This window comes from Phaeospirillum tilakii (assembly GCF_042683125.1).
GTDB classification, from domain to species: domain Bacteria; phylum Pseudomonadota; class Alphaproteobacteria; order Rhodospirillales; family Magnetospirillaceae; genus Phaeospirillum; species Phaeospirillum tilakii.
In genome coordinates, this window is sequence record NZ_JBHUIY010000022.1 from 22738 (window position 1) to 40187 (window position 17450).

General features: G+C 70.5%; 19 protein-coding genes. 9 read left to right on the forward strand and 10 right to left on the reverse strand.

All coding sequences use genetic code 11. The features are described from left to right. Positions 1-118 precede the first annotated feature (118 nt). Positions 119-811: a cytochrome b/b6 domain-containing protein gene (locus ACFSNB_RS11690; protein ID WP_377316709.1), complete on the reverse strand. Its 693-nt coding sequence runs from the start codon at positions 809-811 to the stop codon at positions 119-121. A 176-nt stretch (positions 812-987) separates the two neighbouring features. Here ACFSNB_RS11690 and ACFSNB_RS11695 point away from each other — a divergent pair, with 176 nt between their 5' ends. The 5 genes from ACFSNB_RS11695 to ACFSNB_RS11715 all read left to right on the forward strand — a co-directional run bounded on the left by ACFSNB_RS11695 (position 988) and on the right by ACFSNB_RS11715 (position 5587). Next, positions 988-1920: a LysM peptidoglycan-binding domain-containing protein gene (locus tag ACFSNB_RS11695; RefSeq protein ID WP_377316711.1), complete on the forward strand. Its 933-nt coding sequence runs from the start codon at positions 988-990 to the stop codon at positions 1918-1920. Between the two features lie 141 nt (positions 1921-2061). Then, a complete protein-coding gene (locus ACFSNB_RS11700; RefSeq protein WP_377316713.1) occupies positions 2062-2916 on the forward strand; it encodes a phosphatidylserine decarboxylase in 855 nt (284 codons plus the stop codon). After that, positions 2916-3722 (forward strand): CDP-diacylglycerol--serine O-phosphatidyltransferase, encoded by an 807-nt coding sequence (pssA, locus tag ACFSNB_RS11705; protein WP_377316715.1) that lies wholly within the window; start codon positions 2916-2918, stop codon positions 3720-3722. The genes ACFSNB_RS11700 and pssA overlap by 1 nt, the downstream gene beginning before the upstream one ends. 196 nt (positions 3723-3918) lie before the next feature. Further along, positions 3919-4968 (forward strand): OmpA family protein, encoded by a 1050-nt coding sequence (locus tag ACFSNB_RS11710; protein WP_377316717.1) that lies wholly within the window; start codon positions 3919-3921, stop codon positions 4966-4968. Positions 4969-5053: 85 nt separating this feature from the next. After that, positions 5054-5587, forward strand: coding sequence for an invasion associated locus B family protein (locus ACFSNB_RS11715; protein ID WP_377316719.1), 534 nt, complete (start codon positions 5054-5056; stop codon positions 5585-5587). A gap of 182 nt (positions 5588-5769) precedes the next feature. On the opposite strand, the gene ACFSNB_RS11720 is transcribed toward ACFSNB_RS11715, so the two are convergent. Together ACFSNB_RS11720 and ACFSNB_RS11725 are read right to left on the reverse strand one after the other, a co-directional pair. Then, the gene (locus tag ACFSNB_RS11720; RefSeq protein WP_377316721.1) at positions 5770-6249 is read right to left on the reverse strand and encodes a gamma-glutamylcyclotransferase family protein; all 480 of its coding nucleotides are present in this window, start codon (positions 6247-6249) and stop codon (positions 5770-5772) included. After that, the gene (locus ACFSNB_RS11725) at positions 6246-7736 is read right to left on the reverse strand and encodes a carboxypeptidase M32 (protein WP_377316723.1); all 1491 of its coding nucleotides are present in this window, start codon (positions 7734-7736) and stop codon (positions 6246-6248) included. The genes ACFSNB_RS11720 and ACFSNB_RS11725 overlap by 4 nt, the downstream gene beginning before the upstream one ends. A 110-nt stretch (positions 7737-7846) precedes the next feature. On the opposite strand from ACFSNB_RS11725, the gene elbB reads away from it, so the two are divergent. From elbB to ACFSNB_RS11740, 3 genes are read left to right on the forward strand one after another with little or no spacing between them, the layout of a single operon-like run. Further along, positions 7847-8515, forward strand: a complete 669-nt coding sequence (gene elbB / locus ACFSNB_RS11730; protein ID WP_377316725.1) for an isoprenoid biosynthesis glyoxalase ElbB — start codon at positions 7847-7849, stop codon at positions 8513-8515. After that, positions 8509-9273, forward strand: coding sequence for a HesA/MoeB/ThiF family protein (locus ACFSNB_RS11735; protein WP_377316799.1), 765 nt, complete (start codon positions 8509-8511; stop codon positions 9271-9273). Before elbB ends, ACFSNB_RS11735 begins: the two co-directional genes overlap by 7 nt. Then, entirely contained in the window at positions 9266-9676 is a 411-nt protein-coding gene (locus ACFSNB_RS11740) for a DsrE family protein (protein ID WP_377316727.1), read from the forward strand. Before ACFSNB_RS11735 ends, ACFSNB_RS11740 begins: the two co-directional genes overlap by 8 nt. A 169-nt stretch (positions 9677-9845) precedes the next feature. On the opposite strand, the gene ACFSNB_RS11745 is transcribed toward ACFSNB_RS11740, so the two are convergent. From ACFSNB_RS11745 to ACFSNB_RS11765, 5 genes are all read right to left on the reverse strand, one after another. Then, positions 9846-10613: an oxygen-binding di-iron domain-containing protein gene (locus ACFSNB_RS11745; protein WP_377316729.1), complete on the reverse strand. Its 768-nt coding sequence runs from the start codon at positions 10611-10613 to the stop codon at positions 9846-9848. Positions 10614-10644: 31 nt separating this feature from the next. Next, entirely contained in the window at positions 10645-11364 is a 720-nt protein-coding gene (locus ACFSNB_RS11750) for a chemotaxis protein (RefSeq protein ID WP_377316731.1), read from the reverse strand. Between the two features lie 170 nt (positions 11365-11534). Continuing rightward, positions 11535-12149, reverse strand: coding sequence for a nucleotide exchange factor GrpE (gene grpE / locus ACFSNB_RS11755; RefSeq protein WP_377316733.1), 615 nt, complete (start codon positions 12147-12149; stop codon positions 11535-11537). Positions 12150-12165: 16 nt separating this feature from the next. Next, on the reverse strand, positions 12166-13227 hold the full coding sequence (hrcA, locus tag ACFSNB_RS11760) for a heat-inducible transcriptional repressor HrcA (RefSeq protein ID WP_377316735.1): 1062 nt from the start codon (positions 13225-13227) through the stop codon (positions 12166-12168). 104 nt (positions 13228-13331) lie between these two features. Then, on the reverse strand, positions 13332-14318 hold the full coding sequence (locus ACFSNB_RS11765) for a complex I NDUFA9 subunit family protein (RefSeq protein ID WP_377316737.1): 987 nt from the start codon (positions 14316-14318) through the stop codon (positions 13332-13334). A gap of 194 nt (positions 14319-14512) precedes the next feature. Here ACFSNB_RS11765 and ACFSNB_RS11770 point away from each other — a divergent pair, with 194 nt between their 5' ends. Then, complete coding sequence (locus ACFSNB_RS11770; RefSeq protein ID WP_377316739.1) at positions 14513-15055, forward strand: Spy/CpxP family protein refolding chaperone; 543 nt, start codon at positions 14513-14515, stop codon at positions 15053-15055. Between the two features lie 348 nt (positions 15056-15403). Here the strand turns inward: ACFSNB_RS11770 and groL are convergent, their stop codons facing one another. Beyond that, a complete protein-coding gene (gene groL, locus ACFSNB_RS11775) occupies positions 15404-17047 on the reverse strand; it encodes a chaperonin GroEL (protein ID WP_377316741.1) in 1644 nt (547 codons plus the stop codon). Positions 17048-17071: 24 nt separating this feature from the next. Next, positions 17072-17359, reverse strand: coding sequence for a co-chaperone GroES (gene groES, locus ACFSNB_RS11780; RefSeq protein WP_377316743.1), 288 nt, complete (start codon positions 17357-17359; stop codon positions 17072-17074). Positions 17360-17450 lie beyond the last annotated feature (91 nt).

Here is a 17450-nt window from a genome sequence, read left to right on the forward strand (position 1 = left end):
TTCTCTCCTGACAGGACAAAGGGCGCGGCCTCCAGGGGTGCCGCGCCGAAAGGCGGTCCCATACACCACCCCGCGCCGTCCTGGCAAGCAAAACCGCCGGATTGCGCGGGGGCGGCGCCTATCTGCCCCAGATCGCCAGCCCGCCATAGACCAGCAGGGCGGCGAGGATCAGCAGGCCGAGGGCGCGGGTGACCGGCGCGTGCGGCGCCGCCTCGGCGCGGGCGGCAATGTCGGGATCAAGCTCGGTGTCGCCGCCGATCATCGGGGTGATCAGGTCCTGGTCGCGGCCGAAGCGGTAATAAAGAATCGCCGCGACATGCAGCCCGGCCAGCCCGAGCAGCACCCAGCCGCCGAGGCGGTGCAGGCTCGACAGCGTCTTGACGGTGGCGCCCGACACCGCCCAGGCCAGCGGGCCGTCGGTGGCGATGTCGTCGGTGGTGAACAGCCCGCTGGTCGCCTGGAGCAGCAGCAGGCCGAGCAGCACGCTGACGCTCCAGCCGCCGAGCGGGTTGTGGCCGAAGCCGGGCCACATCCCGGCGGCGCGGTGGTCGCGCAGATAGGCCAGCACCGCCGCCGGGCCGCGCACGAAGCTGGTGAAGCGGGCGGTGAAGCTGCCGCCGACGCCCCAGGCGAGGCGGAACAGCACCAGGGTCAGCAGCAGGGTTCCGGCGCTGAGATGCAGCGCCAGGGCGCCGTTGTGGCCGCTCAGCCACAGCACCGCGAACAGGACGGCCAGCGTCCAGTGGAACAGGCGGACCGGCAGGTCCCAGACCTGGACGCGGCGGGGGGTGAGGGGGGAGGGGATGGACATCGGCGGGTCTCCGGCGGGGGGCGGGAACGCGGTCGAGGATAGGCCTGCCCGTCCTCGTTGCCAAGGCGGGCGGGCGCGCCCTGGCCGCTTGGGGGGTCGTGACAGCCGGACGGCAACCTGATAGTGTCGCCGGGGTCGGTTGTTGCTCGTATCCGCCATCGCCAGTCGAGGCTCTGTTGACCCGGCCCACCCTGATCGCCGTTATCGGACTTGCCGTCGCGGCCGTTGCCGCGCTGCTGGCTTTCCAGCATGAGCGCGAGGATCCCCCGCCCCCCGCCACCACCGCCCCGGCGCCGGCGCCCGCCCCCGTCGCGGTGGCCGAGGCGCGCCGCCCCTCCTTCGACGTGGTCCGCGTCGGCGCCGAGGGCAATGCGGTGCTGGCCGGCCGGGCCCAGCCCGGAGCCCTGGTCCAGATCTTCGACGGCGCCGCCGAACTGGGGCGGGTCACCGCCGACGGACGCGGCGAATGGGTGTTCGTCCCGGCCGGGGCCCTGCCGCCCGGCGCGCGCGAGCTGCGCCTGCGCGCCACCGGTCCCGACGGCGAGGTGCTGGAAACCGGCGAGCCGGTGGTGCTGGTGGTGCCCGAGCCGGGCAGCGGTCCGGCGCTGGCGCTGAAATCGGCCCCGACCGGCGGCAGCGCCCTGTTGCAGGGGCCCGAAGGCGCGCTCAGCGGCGGTCTCAGCCTCGATCTGATCGATCACGACGAACGCGGCCACTGGGTGGTGTCGGGCCGGGCGCCGGCCGGGGGGCGGATCCAGCTTTATCTCGACGACCGTTTCCTTGCCGGCGGCGAGGCCGACGCCGAGGGCGGCTGGCGCATCGCCGCCGCGCGGCCGGGCGACGGTTCGCACCGGGTGCGGGCCGATCTGGTCGATGGCCGCGCCAAGGTGCTGGCCCGGGTCGAGGTGGTGTGGACCGCCGGCGAGCCGCTGCTGCATCTGCGCGACGGCGAGGTGGTGGTGGCCCCCGGCAACTCGCTGTGGCGGATCGCCCGGCGGGTCTACGGCCAGGGTGTGTCCTATACCGCGATCTTCGCCGCCAACCGCGATCGCATTCGTGATCCCGACCTGATCTATCCGGGTCAGGTCTTTACCGTCCCCTCGCGCTGAGGCGGCGACGGTTTCGACCCCGGAACGGCGGGGCCTGCCCCGCCGCAGCGGGCGTTTTCGAGATGAAAACCCCCTGTCCCGGCGGTATAAGGAGCGTTGCCCCGGACCATCCGGGGGGGACTCATGATCCGGAGGGTGTCCATGTCAACCCAGGACCTCAAGACTCTAGCCAAACATCTTTCCTTTCCCATCAATCGCGCCGGTTGGCCCTTCATCGCCATCGTTGCGGTGATTGCCTACATCATCGGCCATATCTGGAGCCTGCTCGGCTGGCTCGGCTTCTTCGCCACGCTGTGGACCGTGTGGTTCTTCCGCGACCCCAAGCGCGTCACCCCGACCCGTGACGGCCTGATCGTCGCCGCGGTCGATGGCACCGTCGGTTCGATCGATCAGGCGGTTCCGCCGGCCGAACTCGGCCTGGGCGGGCAGGCGCTGCCGCGTGTGACCGTGCTGCGGGGGCTTGGCGCGGTGCAGATCGCCCGCGCGCCGTTCGACGCCACCGTCACCAAGGCGGTGCTGGTCGAGGGCAAGTACCACGTCACCTCGCTGCCCGAGGTCGAGGCGGAAAACACCCGCGCCAGCGTCGCGTTCGCCGGGGCCGGCGGCAAGACCGTGGCGGTGGTGACCTATGCCGGCGCGATCGGCCGTGACGTCGCCCTGGGCCTCGAAGAGGGCCAGACCGTGGCCGCCGGCGAGCGTTTCGGCGTGCTTCAGTTCTCGATCGAGCCGTTCAAGCCGATCCTCGACCGCCTGATCCGCCGCTTCAAGGGCGAGAAGATCGCCCTGTGCGACAAGGAAGGGTGCAAGGGTCCGTTCTGCAGCCTGAAGGGGGCCGATTTCACCACCTTCACCAGCCACTTCGTCAACCGGATCGATCTCTACCTGCCGGCCGGTTCGGTGGTGCAGGTCGCGCCGGGCCAGTCGGTGGTCGGCGGTGAGACCGTGCTGACCGACCTCGCCTCCAGCGAACCCGCGCGTCCGTTCGAGACCCGCTGATGTTTCCTCGCAAGCGCCAGCCCCGCATCCCCGGCCTGTCGGTGAAGCGGCTCATTCCCAACGTCATGACGTTGCTGGCGCTCTGCGCCGGGCTGACCTCGATCCGCTTTGCCGCCCACGGTCTGTGGCGGGAGGCGGTGATCTCCACGGTCCTGGCCGCGATCCTCGACGGGCTCGACGGCCGGGTGGCCCGGTTGCTGCACGGCACCTCGAAATTCGGCGCCGAGCTCGACTCGCTGTCGGACTTCGTCAGTTTCGGGGTCGCCCCGGCGATGGTGCTGTATTTCTGGACCATGCGTGACGCCGGGGGGTTCGGCTGGGCGCTGGTCCTGCTTTTTTCGGTCTGCTGCGCGCTGCGGCTGGCCCGGTTCAACACCATGATCGGTGATCCGGGCCTGCCGTCCTACGCCTCGAACTTCTTCACCGGAGTTCCGGCGCCGGCCGCCGCCGGTCTGGTGCTGCTGCCGCTGATTCTGACCATTCAGTTCGGCGGCGGCTTCTTCGACCGCACCCCGATCGTCGCGGTGGTGCTGCTCGGCGTGTCGTTCCTGATGGTCAGCAAGATCCCGACCTTTTCCTTCAAGAAGGTTCGCATCCCCCACAAGTGGGTGCTGCCGATCCTGTTGCTGGTCGGGCTGGTGGCCGCGTTTCTCGTCACCGAGCCCTGGCTGACCCTGTCGGCGATGGGCATCACCTATCTCGCCACCATCCCCACCGCCCTCAGCGCCTTCCATCGTCTGGAGGCCAAGGCGGCGCGGGAGGGGGGCGAAACCTCCGCGACGCCGGCTCCGCCGTCGGCGTCGTGACGGCGCGCCGGGGCCCGGCCCCGGCGTTCCCGTCCCCCCGGGGTGGGCGGCACACTGTTGCCGATCTGCCACGGTCGCGCCCGAACCGCCCGCGATGGCGGGCGGGTGGCTTGCCGCTCCCTCGCGCCGTGCGCTATACCAGCCCTGTTGCCGTGCGGGATGCGGCGGCTTTGTTCTATGTCGGGAAGGTTGCCCAATGAAACATCTCAAGATCATGCTTGCCACCGCCGCGGCGGTTGTCGCGATGCCGGCTTTGGCCCATGCCCAGTGGTATGTTGGCGCCGATGTCGGTGCCAGCTTTCTTGAGGACAACAAGACCTCGTCGTCGAGCGGCGCGAGCCACAAGGTGACCTCGGACACCGGCTGGCTGGCCGCCGGTCAGGCCGGTTACGCGTTCGGCCCGTGGAAGGTCGAAGGCGAACTGAGCTGGCGTGACAACGGGGTCGACAAGACCGATGGCCGCGCCGCCCATGGCAGCACCACCGTCATCGCCCCGATGGTCAACGGTATCTACGAATTCCTGCCCGAATCCCGTGTGCATCCCTTCGTCGGCGTCGGCGTCGGTGTCGCCAATGTCGATGCCGGCAGCGTGACCGTCAACGGCACCAAGGTCTATCACGGCGACGACTGGCAGTTCGCCTATCAGGGCTTCGCCGGCGTCGGTGTCGATGTCGCCCACAACGTCGCCCTCAAGGCGCAGTACCGCTACTTCTCGACCCTCGACTACGACACCAAGGCCAATGTCGTCGCGCCGGGCACCCGTCTGAGCAACGAGTATCACGACCACGCGGTGCTGGTCGGCTTCACCTACAAGTTCGGTTCCGCGCCGCAGCCGGCGCCCGAGCCGATCGCCGCCCCGCCGGCCCCGCCGCCGGCCCCGGCCTATGTCCCGCCGGCGCCGAAGCCGGTCGCGGCCAAGCGTAACTTCATGGTGTTCTTCGACTTCGACAAGACCGCCATCACCCCGGAAGCCTCGCGCATCATCCAGCAGGCCGCCACCACCGCCCGCACCACCGGTGCCGCCCGCATCGAGCTGACCGGTCACACCGACCTGTCGGGCAGCGAGCGTTACAACCAGCGTCTGTCGGTCAACCGCGCCAACGCGGTCAAGGCCGAGCTGGTCAAGCAGGGCATCCCGGCGTCGCAGATCGACGTGGTCGGCAAGGGCAAGTCCTCGCCGCTGGTCGCCACCGCCGACGGCGTCCGCGAGCCGCAGAACCGTCGCGTCGAGATCGTCCTGCCCTAAACCGGGCAACGACACGACCCTGTCGAAGGGCCCGGCCGAGAGGTTGGGCCCTTTTGATTCTTTTTCTTCCTCCTGGAGGCCGCCGATGATCTCCCGTCTCGCCACCGTTGTCGCGCTCTCGCTGCTGTGGCTGCTCGGCCCCGCCGTCGCCGCGGACAAGGCCGCGGCGGATGCGTCCAAGCGCCTGGGCAGCTTCGGATCGTGGGAGGCCTTCGCCTATGGCGATGGCGCCGCCAAGACCTGCTATCTCGCCGCCGCCGCCACCAAGGTCACCGGCGGCGAAAGCGGCAAGACCTCGACCTTCCTGATCGTCACCCATCGCCCCGGTGCCAAGAGCCAGGACGAGGTCAGCCTCAACGGCAGCTACGGCTTCAAGAAGGAATCCGACGTCGAACTCCAGATCGGCACCGTCAAGCACGTCCTGTTCACCCGGGGCGACCGGGCCTGGGCGCGCGACGCCGATACCGACAAGGCGATCATCGCCGCCCTGCGCAAGGCCAAGGATGCCTCGCTGCATGCCACCCCGGCCAAGGGGGCGGCCCTCAGCGCCACCATCCCTCTCAACGGCTTCGGCACCGCCCTCGCCGCCGCCGACAAGGCCTGCGGGATCAAGCGCTGAGCCATCCCGACGCGTTACGCGGGCTCTGCCCGCGCCCGCCAAGGGCCGCAAGGCCCTTGGAACCCCTTCCTTGCCCTTCGCGCGGCAAATACCCGCGCCCAAGCTGAAAGGCCGGTCCGCGCCCGACTCCCAATGGGTTCCAAGGGCCTTGCGGCCCTTGGCGGGCGCGGGCGGAGCCCGTCTTAGGCGGCGCGGTGGCCTCGAACGGCGCCGGGAGACAGCGGCGGACGTGGACCGCCGGTTTCGAAGCCGGCCATCAGCCGGCGCAGGCGCGGCAGGTAGCCGGCCTTGTGCACGCTCTGCCAGCGGTCGAGCCGCCAGGGGCGGCGGTCGGCCGCCACCTCGGGCGGGCAGACATACATCTCCGCCGTCACCGTCCGGCCGTCGGCGGCGGTCACCGCGACCGGGCCGACGTCATATTCCCATCCCTCGTAATAGGCGAGGCGGGCGCGGTCGTCGGGATCGAGACCCTCGACCAGATGGCCCTCGACCCGGCCGCCGGGATGCGGCACCAGCATCGGATAGGAGCGGCCGGCGACGTGCCGGCGCAACTGGCCGCGCACCGTCGCCGGGGCGATGGTCAGGCCGTCGAGCGGATGGCCCAGCACCGTCGCCAGCACGTCGGGGTCCATCAGGGTGCCGAAAAAGAACATCGGCCTCATGGCAGATAGCGCCGGCGCAGATGGGCGACGAACACCGCCGGGTCGAGCGGGCGGCCGGTGGCGGCGGTCAGCAGCTCGGCGGTCGAGCCCGACGAGCCGCGCTGGTGGATCGCGCCCCGCAGCCAGTCGAGCAGCGGCCGCACCTCGCCCCGGGCCAGTCCGGCCTCCAGCTCGGGCAGGGCGCGGCGGGCGGCGTCGAACAATTGGGCGGCGGCCATCGCCCCCAGGGTGTAGGTGGGGAAATAACCCCACGACCCGCTGTACCAGTGGATGTCCTGGAGACAGCCGACCGCGTCGTCGGGCGGGGTCAGGCCGAGCAGGCGGCGATAGCCCTCGCCCCAGGCGGTCGGCAGGTCGTCGAGATCCATCGTGCCGGCGATCAGCGCCCGTTCCAGCCGGGTGCGGATGATGACATGGGCGGGGTAGGTCACCTCGTCGGCCTCGACCCGGATGAAGCCGGGGCTGACGGCGATGCCGCGCCGGTACTGCGCCTCCTCGGTCCAGTCCGGTCCGGCGCCGTCGAAGGCGGCGCGGATCAGCGGCGCGGCGAAGGCGACGAACGGGCGCGAACGGGCCACCTGCATCTCGAACAGCAGCGACTGGGATTCGTGCAGCACCATCCCCCGGGCGCGGCCGACCGGCTGGTGACGCCAGCGGCCGCCGGGCAGGCCGAACTCGTAGAGGGCGTGGCCGGTCTCGTGGATCACCCCGAGCAGGGCCGAGGCGTAATCGGCGGTGTCGTAGCGGGTGGTGATGCGGGTGTCCTCGGCATGGCCGCCGCAGAATGGATGGTGCGACACGTCGAGCCGGCCATGGCTGAAATCGAAGCCGAGCCGGGTCATCATCTCGATCCCCAGCGCCCGCTGACGCTCGACCGGGAACGGGCCGGGCGGCGCGGCCGGCGGCGGGTTGCGCCGCTGCGCCTCCAGCACCTCGGCCAGGAAGCCGGGCAGGAAGGCTTCGAGCGGGTCGAACACCGCCTCGATCGCGGCGGCGCGCCCGCCCGGCTCGTACTGGTCGAGCAGGGCGTCATAGGGATCGACCCCCAGCCGCTCGGCCTTGATCGCCGCCACCTCGCGCACCAGCCCGAGCAGCGGGCGCAGGGTCGGCAGTACCGCCGGGAAATCGGCGTTGGCGCGGGCCTCGCGCCACGCCATCTCGCAGGCGGCTTCGGCCCGGGCCAGGGCCTCGACCAGGGCCGGCGGCAGCGCGGCGGCATGGACCCAGTCGCGCCGCATCTCGGCCAGATTGGCGCGTTCCCAGTCCTCCAGGTCTTCGGCCCCGGCGGCGTCGAGCAGATCGGGCAGGTCGGGGGCGGCCAGGATCTGGTGGTGCAGGCCGCGCAGCACCGCGATCTGCTCGGCGCGGGATTCGGCGCTGCCGTCCGGCATCATCGTCGCCATGTCCCAGTGCAGCATCGACAGGGCGTCGCCGATCACCGAGGCCTGGTGGAAGCGGGTTTCGAGCCGGTCGTAGGCGCGGGTCATGCGGGCCTCCTGGGCAAGTCCGGAAAGAGTGGCGGCAAGGATAGACCATGGCCCCGGCGGCGGGAATTCGTATAATCGGCCGCCAGCCCGGCGCCAACAGGGAGGTTTCGATGACCCAGCATCCGCGCTTCGCCGTGATCCTGTCCGGTTGCGGCGTGTTCGACGGCAGCGAGATCCATGAAGCGGTCCTGACCCTGCTGGCGATCGACCGCCTGGGCGGCCGCTATCGCTGCTATGCGCCCGACCGTCCGCAAATGCATGTGGTCAACCATCTCTCCGGGCAGGTCGCCCAGGGCGAAAGCCGCAACGTCCTGGTCGAATCCGCCCGCATCGCCCGGGGCCAGATCGCCGATCTGGCGACGTTCGATCCGGCCGAGGCCGACGCGCTGATCCTGCCCGGCGGCTTCGGCGCGGCCAAGAATCTCAGCAGCTTCGCCACCGAGGGGGCCGCCTGCACGGTCGATCCCGGGGTCGAGCGCGCGGTGCGGGCGATGGTGGCGGCCGGCAAGCCGGTCGGCGCGCTGTGCATCGCCCCGGCGGTGCTGGCGCGGATCCTCGGCGACGGGGTCGAGCTGACCATCGGCGACGATCCCGCCACCGCTGCCGCGATCGAGGCGGCCGGCGCCCGCCACCGTGTCGCCGGCCGGGCCGAGGTGGTGGTCGATCGCGCCCGCAAGCTGGCGACCTCGCCCTGCTACATGCTGTCCTCGCCGATCGCCACCATCGCCGACGGCGCGGAGAACACCGTGCGCGCCCTGATCGAGCTGATCGGATCGTGAGCGGGCTCGATTTCACCGAGGCGCAGACCCACCGCTACGCCCGCCACATCCTGCTGCCCGAGATCGGCGGGGTCGGTCAGGCCCGGCTGCTCCAGTCGCGGGTGCTGGTGGTCGGGGCGGGCGGGCTCGGCTCGCCGCTGATCCTCTATCTCGCCGCCGCCGGGGTGGGCACCCTGACGGTGGTCGATGACGACGTGGTCGAACTGTCCAACCTGCAACGGCAGGTGCTGCACAATACCGAGCGGCTGGGGCAGGCCAAGGTCGACAGCGCGGTGGCCAGCATCGCCGCCCTCAATCCCGATGTGCGGCTGATCGCCCGGCGCGAGCGGCTGAGCGAGGCCAACGTCGCCGCCCTGGTCGCCGACCAGGATGTGGTCGCCGACGGTTCGGACAATTTCGCCACCCGCTTCCTGGTCAACGATGCCTGCCGCCGCGCCGGCCGGACCCTGGTATCGGCGGCGATCCGCCGCTTCGAGGGCCAGCTCGCCACCTTCCGCCCCGGCGGGCCGTGCTATCGCTGCCTCCATCCGGCCGAGGCCACCGGCGGCGACGGCCCCAGCTGCGCCGAGGCTGGGGTGCTGGGGGCGGTCGCCGGGGCGCTGGGGGCGATGCAGGCGATCGAGGTGGTCAAGGAACTGCTCGGGATCGGCGACAGCCTGGCCGGCCGGCTGCTGCGCTACGACGCGCTGTCGGCCCGGGTCAGCATCGTCCGCCTGCCGCCCGATCCAGCCTGCCCGGTCTGCGGCGGCCATGGCTGAGAAACTGGGGCTGCTGGTCGAATCCGGCCTCTATGACCGGGTGCATTACGGGTTGGCGATTGCCGCCGCTGCCCTGGCGGTCAACCGCCCGGTCACCCTGATGTTCAGCATGGCGGCGGTGCGGGCGTTGGAGGCGGCCGATGGTTGGACCCGTCTCGCCGTTCTGCCGGGCCAGCCGTCCCCGGCCGAGGCCGACGCCGCGCTGTGCGCCCGGGGCGTCGCCGGGTTCGAGGAATTGCTGGCCGCCTGCGCCGCGCTGGGGGCGCGGCTGATGGTGTGCGAGATGGGGCTGCGGGCGCTGGGGCTGACCGAGGCCGATCTGCGCCGCGACGTGACCCTGGCGCCGGGCGGGCTGGTCACCTTCCTGGCCGAAACCGAGGGCGGCGCGCTGCTGCTGGTGTAGAGGCGGGCTCCCGACCGCGCGCTTCGCGCGCAATACCAATGAGTTACGCGGGCTCCCGCCCGCGGGCCCGGCCGGGGCGATGCCCCGGACCCCCTTTGATTTTATCGATAAAAAGGGAGGGGTTCGGGGAGCTTGGCTCCCCGAGCAGGGTGCGGGGCGGCAGCCCCGCTTATGTCGCCGCGTGCCGGAACGCGCCGAGGCCGGCGGCGAGGTCGAGGCCGGCGAACCAGTCGAGGAAGCGTTTGACGTCGTCGCCCCGGAACACCAGCCCGTGCTGGGGGGCGAGGATGTCGATCTCGAGCCGCGACACCTGTTCGATCCAGGCGTCGCGGGCGGCGGGCGAGGGCATCCAGCGGCGGTGGAACGGCTCCATCGCCGGGATGTGGCGGGCGAAATCGGTGACGTAGATGCCGTTGGGGCGCTGGCCGTCGGGGAACAGCGCGGTGCCGACATCGCCCGAGAACAGGATCCGCGCCGCCGGGTCGTAGACGTGGAAATTGCCCGAGGAATGCAGGTAATGCGCCGGCAGCAGCCGCAGCTTCAGCGCGGGCGACAGGGCGATCTCCATCCCCTCGTCGGGGATGCGGGTGAAGGTGGCCTCGCGGTCGAAATGCGAGACGAAGCCTTCCCACAGCCAGGGCAGATAGACGGTCAGGCCGGGCGGGCACACCCGCCGCCACAGCGGCAGCGACGAGCCGATGTCGGGATCCTGGTGCGACAGGAACAGCGCCTTGATCTCCTCGACCGCGATCTCGCGGGTCAGCGCCGCCAGCATCGCCGGGAACACCTCGATCCCGCCCGGATCAAGCAGGATCGCCGCGTCGCCCGAGCGGACCAGATACTGGTTGGTGTCGATGACGCGGTCGGGCTTGTCGGCGTCCTGGCCGAACGCCTGCCAGCTGTGATCCTCGCGGCGGAACAGGGAAAAGCACTTCATTCGGAGGGGAACCCTTTCCTGGCGGCGGGGGTCAGCCGACGCCCTTCAGTTCGTCCAGGGTGTCGAGGCTGAGACGGCGCAGCGCCTCGCCGCGATCGCCGGCCCGGCGCACCGCGTCGGCCGCCTCGTCGATCATCTGGCGCAATTCCTCGACATAACGCCGCATGGTCTCGGCGACGGTGCGGAATTCCTTTTCGTGGCTGCCGGCGGCGGCGGCCTCGATCGCGATGTTGGTGGCGATCGAATCCGACTGGCTGACCACCTCCTCGATCGCATGGGCGCGGCGGGCGAGGTCGCGCACGGTCAGCGCCATCCCGTCGAGGGTTTCGACCATGGTGGCGCTGGCGTCGAGGAAGGCGCGGCCGGCGACGCCGTCCTCGCCGTCATGGCGCAGCGACAGGGCGCAGGATTGCTCGAACAGCGCCATCTGTTGCAGGCCGCGCAGCACGGTCGAGGACAGGGCGAAGGTGCGTCCGCGCAGTGCTTCCATCTCGTCCTGGAGCTGGGCCAGCCGGTTGACCAGTTCGCGGGTGTACTGGGTCAGGGCGCGGACCGCGCGCCCCTTGTCGCCGGCCCGGCCGGCGGCCAGTTCGGCGTTGAGCGACAGGACGCGAAGATTTTCCGCCAGCTCGTTGAGGGCGGCGAAGGCGTGGAACGCGCGGCGGCAATCGCCGAGCAGACCGCTGGCCCGCGCCTCGATCCGATCGGTGCGGGGGGTCAGGCTGCGCGCCGCAGCCGGGTCGTCGAACATCGCCTGCCGTCTCCTCGTCAGGTCAGGACCGGGATGGGGCGATCATAGCGGCTTCGCCACGCCGCGACAGAGGGAATCTGGCCGCCATCTCCGGTTATCATCGGGTAACCACCCCAGTCCCCGCCACCGCCGGGGCGGAGCGGGGCCGGGGGGAACCCGGGACGGAGCGGTCAGGCCGAGGTGTCGAGATTGCCGCCGCCGGCCTTGGGGCCGCCCTTGGCGACGCCGACCAGGGCCGGGCGCAGCAGGCGATCGTGCAGGGTGTAGCCGGTCTGGAGCTCGGTCACCACCGTGCCCTCGATCTGGCCGGGCTCCTCGACCTCCATCATCGCCTGATGCAGGTTGGGATCGAAGCGGGTGCCCTTGGCCACCACCTTGCGGATGCCGTGGCGTTCGAAGGTGGCGAGCAGCTCGCGCTCGGTCATCTCGACCCCGACCACCAGCGAGGCGACCGCCGCGTCGCCCTCGCGCGCCTCGGCCGGCACCGCGTCGAGCGCCCGGCGCAGGTTGTCGGCCACTGACAGCACGTCCTTGGCGATGTTGGCCACCGCGAACTTGCCGCGATCCTCGGCCTGCTGGGTCAGGCGGCGGCGGACGTTCTCGGTGTCGGCATGGGCATAGAGCAGGTCGTTCTTGAGCTTGGCCAACTCGGCCTCCAGCGCCGCGATCCGCTCGGCGGCGGGGTCGGAAGCCGCGGCGGGAGCCTCGGCGGCGGGAGCCGCCGGCTCGTTCCCGGCCGTCGGGCTGGCCTCGGCCGGCTGTTCGCTGGTCTGGTCCTCGGTCATGCGCTGTCCTCGATTGTCAGGATTGTCCGATGATGCGGCCGACCACCTTGGCGGTGTAATCGACCATGGGAATGATGCGGGCGTAATTGATCCGCTGCGGTCCGATCACCCCGATCGCGCCGACGATCCGTTCGCGCGAATCGCGGTAGGGGGCGACGATCATCGCGCAGCCGGTGACGCCGAACAGCTCGTTCTCGGCGCCGATGAAGATCTGCACCCCGTCGGCGTCGCGGGTCAGCTCGACCAGCCGCAGGAACTGTTCCGAGGTTTCGAGCGCGGTGAACAGGGCGCGGATCCGTTCGAGATCCTCGACCGCGGTGACGTCGTCGAGCAGGTGGGACTGGCCGCGCACGATCAGCGCCTTGTCGCTGTCGTTGCCGGTCCAGGTGGCCAGCCCGGCCTCGACCACCCGCCGGGTCAGGGCGTTGAGGGTGCTGCGCTGGAGGTCGAGGTCGGCGATGATCTCGTCGCGCACCCCGTCGAGCGAGCGGCCGGCGAGGCGGGCGCTGAGGTAATTGCCGGCCTCGGTCAGGGTCGAGCGGTCGACCCCGTCGGGCAGGTCGAGAATCCGGTTCTCGACCATCCCGTCCTCGGTCACCAGCACCACCAGGGCGCGGCGCGGCCCGAGCCAGACGAATTCGACATGCTTGAGCGAGCGCTGGATCCGCGGCGCCACCACCAGCCCGGCGCAGCGCGACAGCCCGGACAGGGTGGACAGCGCCTCCGACAGCGCCTGCTCGACGCTGCGGCCGCTGGCGCGGCATTGCAGGTCGATGTGGGTGCGCTCCTCCTCGCTGATCCGCCCGACCTCGAGCAGGCCGTTGACGAACATCCGCATCCCGGCCTGGGTCGGCAGCCGGCCGGCCGAGGTGTGCGGGGCATAGAGCAGCCCGCATTCCTCAAGGTCGGCCATCACGTTGCGGATCGTCGCCGCCGACAGCGGCAGGTCGGGCAGGCGCGACAGGGTGCGCGATCCGACCGGTTCGCCGGTCTCGACATAGGACTCGACGATCCGGCGGAAGATCTCCCGCGAGCGCTCGTTCAACTCGGTGACGACTGGCGCCTTGCCGCGTACCATCCGTTCTGGCGACCTCTGGTTGGATGCGGCGAAAATCTAGTGTCGCCGGCCCGTCCCGTCAATCATCCGCCCGGCTCAATCGCCGCGTCCGCGTGCCCTCCGGGTCAGTTGGCCGTGGCCGGGCCGTAGCGGCGCAGATAGTGGGGCAGGATCGTCTCGGCCGGGGTGGCCACGATCCCCAGCGCCTCCAGGCCGGGGGCCTCGCCGCGCAGGATGTTGTCGGCCTGCATCATCCGCACCTGATCGCGGGTCAGGGGCGGGGTCGGCAGATGTTCGAACAGCCGGGCCTGGGTCATCGCCAGCCCCATCGGCAGCGGCAGCAGCGGGCGGTGCAGCCCGGTGCCGTCCAGCACCAGTTCCATGATCTGCTTCATCGAATAGACCGTCGGCCCGCCCAGTTCGTAGGTGCGGCCGGCCAGCGCCGGGTCGTCGAGCACCGCCAGCGCGGCGGCGGCGACGTCGCCGACATAGACCGGCTGGAAACGCGGCCCGCCGCCGCCGAACAGGTCGAGTTCGGGCCGGGCCCCGTGCCATTTGACCTCGAAGCCGTCGGCGGTGAACACCGGCAGCACCGGCGACAGCTGGGCCATCCGGGCGAAGCGGTTGAAGAAATCGTCGTCGGGGCCGAACACCACCGAGGGGCGCAGGATGGTGGCGCCGGGGATCGCCGCCCGCACCGCCGCCTCGCCGGCGGCCTTGGAACGGGCATAGGCGGCGGGCGAGTCGGCGCTGACGCCGAGCGCCGACATCTGCACCATCGCCCCGATCCCGGCGTCGCGGGTGGCGGCGGCGACGGTGGCGGCGCCGTCGGCATGGACCGCCTGGAAGCTCTGGCGGCGGGTCTCGAACAGGATGCCGACCAGATTGATCACCGCGTCGGCCCCGGCCACCGCCGCGGCGACGCTGGCCGGATTGGCGAGGTCGGCCTGGACCAGCGCGATCTGTTCGACCTCGCCCAGCGGCCGCAGGAATTCGGCGGCGGCGGGATGGCGCACCGCCACCCGCACCCGCCAGCCGTCCTGGGCGAAGCGGCGGACCAGGGCGCGGCCGAGGAAGCCCGAACCGCCGAAAATCGTCACCAGCCGAGTCATTTCCCCCTCCTGCATGGGCATGGTACCCCTCATCAGGTGGGCGCGTTCGCGGGAAAATCAACACTCGTCGCCGTCGTTACCCGTCGCCGTCGTTACCGACCGTTACCTTTTGTTGCCGCCCCCGACATCGTCGGGTTACCCCCGGGGGGTATCACCAATCCCATCAGGCAGTTTCCTGTCGAAGGTGATCCGCGATGAAACCGTACCCCCACCTCATTCCCGCCGCCGTGCTGGCGGTCACCCTGGCCGCCGCGATCGGCGCCGCCCACGCCGATTCGATGCCGCGTCCCGGCCCGGCGGCGTTCTGCGCCGACCAGGACGCCCGGCTGGCGGCGCATCTGGCCTATACCGAGACCAAGCTGGGGCTGACCCCGGCCCAGACCGAGGAATTCCGCCGCCTGTCCGAGACGCTGAAGGCGGCCCAGGCCCCGCTCAAGGCGCTGTGCCCGACCGACGGCCAACCCCCGGCCACCGCCCTGCCGGCCCGGCTCGACCGTCAGCAGAAGATGATCGAGGCCCAAGGCGAGGCGGTCCGGCGCTCGGCTCCGGCGTTGCTGAAATTCTACCAGACCCTGACCCCGGCCCAGCAGGCGCTGGCCGATGACCTGCTGGTGATCCCGGGCGGCCATCCCGGCCCGCATTTCGGCGGCCATCGTCCTGGCCCCGACGGCCGGCCCGGCCCCGGCCCCGACCGGAGAGGAGAGGGTCCGCAGCCGCCCAACTGCGCCGACCGCTAGGCTCCTCTTCCGGGAACGCACGCCCTCCGGCCCGATCCTCCCAATCCCAGGAGGGCGGCGTTCTTCCTCCCTCTTCGCCGGTCCGGCCCTGCCCGACCGTTCCGGCGGAGAGGGTTTTCTTTTGTCCGCGTCCCGCCCGGGTCAGCTCATACCAAGCCGCAGTGATCGGAATCGATCACCGCTCCCTCAAGCGCCGGGCGGGGCGCCCCGGCGCCCCTGGATGCGTGGATCAAGTCCGCGCATGAGGGAAAACGAGCGGGCGGGCCGGGCATCGCAACCGGCGGCGGACATGAAAAAGCCCCCCTCCCGTGCGGGAGGGGGGCGATTCCTGGCCGGTGCGGCGTGGACTTAGAAGTCCATGTCGCCCATGCCGCCCATGCCGCCGGCGCCCGGAACCGGAGCGGCGTCCTTCTTGGGCTTCTCGACGATCAGGGCCTCGGTGGTGACCAGCAGGCCGGCGACCGAAGCGGCGTCCTGCAGGGCGGTGCGGACCACCTTGGTCGGGTCGATGATGCCGGCCGCGATCAGATCGACATACTCGCCGGTCTGGGCGTTGAAGCCGAAATTGACGTCCTTCTGCTCCAGCAGCTTGCCGGCAACCAGCACGCCATCGACGCCGGCGTTGTCGGCGATCTGACGCACCGGGGCCTGGAGGGCGCGGCGGACGATCTCGACGCCGACCTTCTGGTCGCCGTTGGTGGTGGCGAGGTTGTCGAGCACCTTGATCGAGTGCAGCAGGGCGACGCCGCCGCCGGCGACGATGCCTTCCTCGACTGCGGCGCGGGTGGCGTGCAGGGCGTCATCGACGCGGTCCTTGCGCTCCTTCACCTCGACTTCCGAGGCGCCGCCGACCTTGATCACCGCGACGCCGCCGGCCAGCTTCGCCAGACGCTCCTGGAGCTTCTCGCGGTCGTAGTCGGAGGTGGTCTCCTCGATCTGGGCGCGGATCTGCTTGATCCGGGCTTCGATGTCGGCCTTCTGACCCGCACCATCGACGATGGTGGTGTCTTCCTTGGTGATGTTGACGCGCTTGGCGGTGCCGAGATCGGCGATGGTGACGTTCTCGAGCTTAATGCCGAGGTCTTCGCTGATGACCTGACCGCCGGTCAGGATCGCGATGTCCTCGAGCATCGCCTTGCGGCGATCGCCGAAGCCCGGGGCCTTGACCGCCGCGACCTTCAGGCCGCCGCGCAGCTTGTTGACCACCAGGGTGGCCAGCGCCTCGCCCTCGATGTCCTCGGCGATGATCAGCAGCGGGCGGCCGGACTGGACCACCTGCTCGAGCACCGGCAGCAGCGGCTGGAGGCCGGACAGCTTCTTCTCGTGGAGCAGGATGAACGGGTTGTCCAGCTCGACGGTCATCTTCTCGGCGTTGGTCACGAAGTACGGGCTGGTGTAGCCACGGTCGAACTGCATGCCCTCGACCACGTCGAGTTCGGTGTCGAGGCCCTTGGCCTCCTCGACGGTGATCACGCCTTCGTTGCCGACGCGCTCCATCGCCTCGGCGATCTTCTTGCCGATGTCGGCTTCGCCGTTGGCGGAAATGGTGCCGACCTGGGCGATCTCGGCGTTGGTCGAAACCTTGCGCGAGCGGGTCTTGAGGTCGGCGATCACGGCGGCGACGGCGAGGTCGATGCCGCGCTTCAGATCCATCGGGTTGATGCCGGCGGCCACCGACTTGGCGCCCTCGCGGACGATCGCCTGGGCCAGCACGGTGGCGGTAGTGGTGCCGTCACCGACCAGATCGGCGGTCTTCGAGGCGACTTCCTTGACCAGCTGGGCGCCGAGATTCTCGAACTTGTCGGCCAGCTCGATCTCCTTGGCGACGCTGACGCCGTCCTTGGTGATCCGGGGGGCGCCGAACGACTTCTCGATTACGACGTTGCGACCCTTCGGGCCGAGGGTCACCTTCACCGCGTCGGCGAGGATGTCGACACCGCGCAGCAGACGGGTGCGGGCGTCGGTGGAAAACTTGACTTCCTTGGCAGCCATTTTTCTTGCTTCCTCTGGTCCGAATTACGCGAGAATGCCGAGAATGTCGGATTCCTTCATGATCAGGAGATCCTGACCGTCAACCTTCACCTCGGTGCCCGACCACTTGCCGAACAGCACCCGGTCGCCCGCCTTCACGTCCAGCGCAACCAGCTTGCCGTCTTCGCCACGGGCGCCCGGGCCGACCGCGATCACTTCGCCCTGGCTCGGCTTTTCCTTGGCGGTGTCGGGGATGATGATGCCACCGGCGGTCTTCTCTTCCGAGTCGAGGCGCTTCACCACCACGCGATCGTGGAGCGGTCTGAAAGTCATGGGACTAAACCTCCGTATGGTCTTTTTGGTACGGCGTTACAATGTCAGCCACCGAACCGGGTGCTCTGTTAGCACTCTCAGCCGGCGAGTG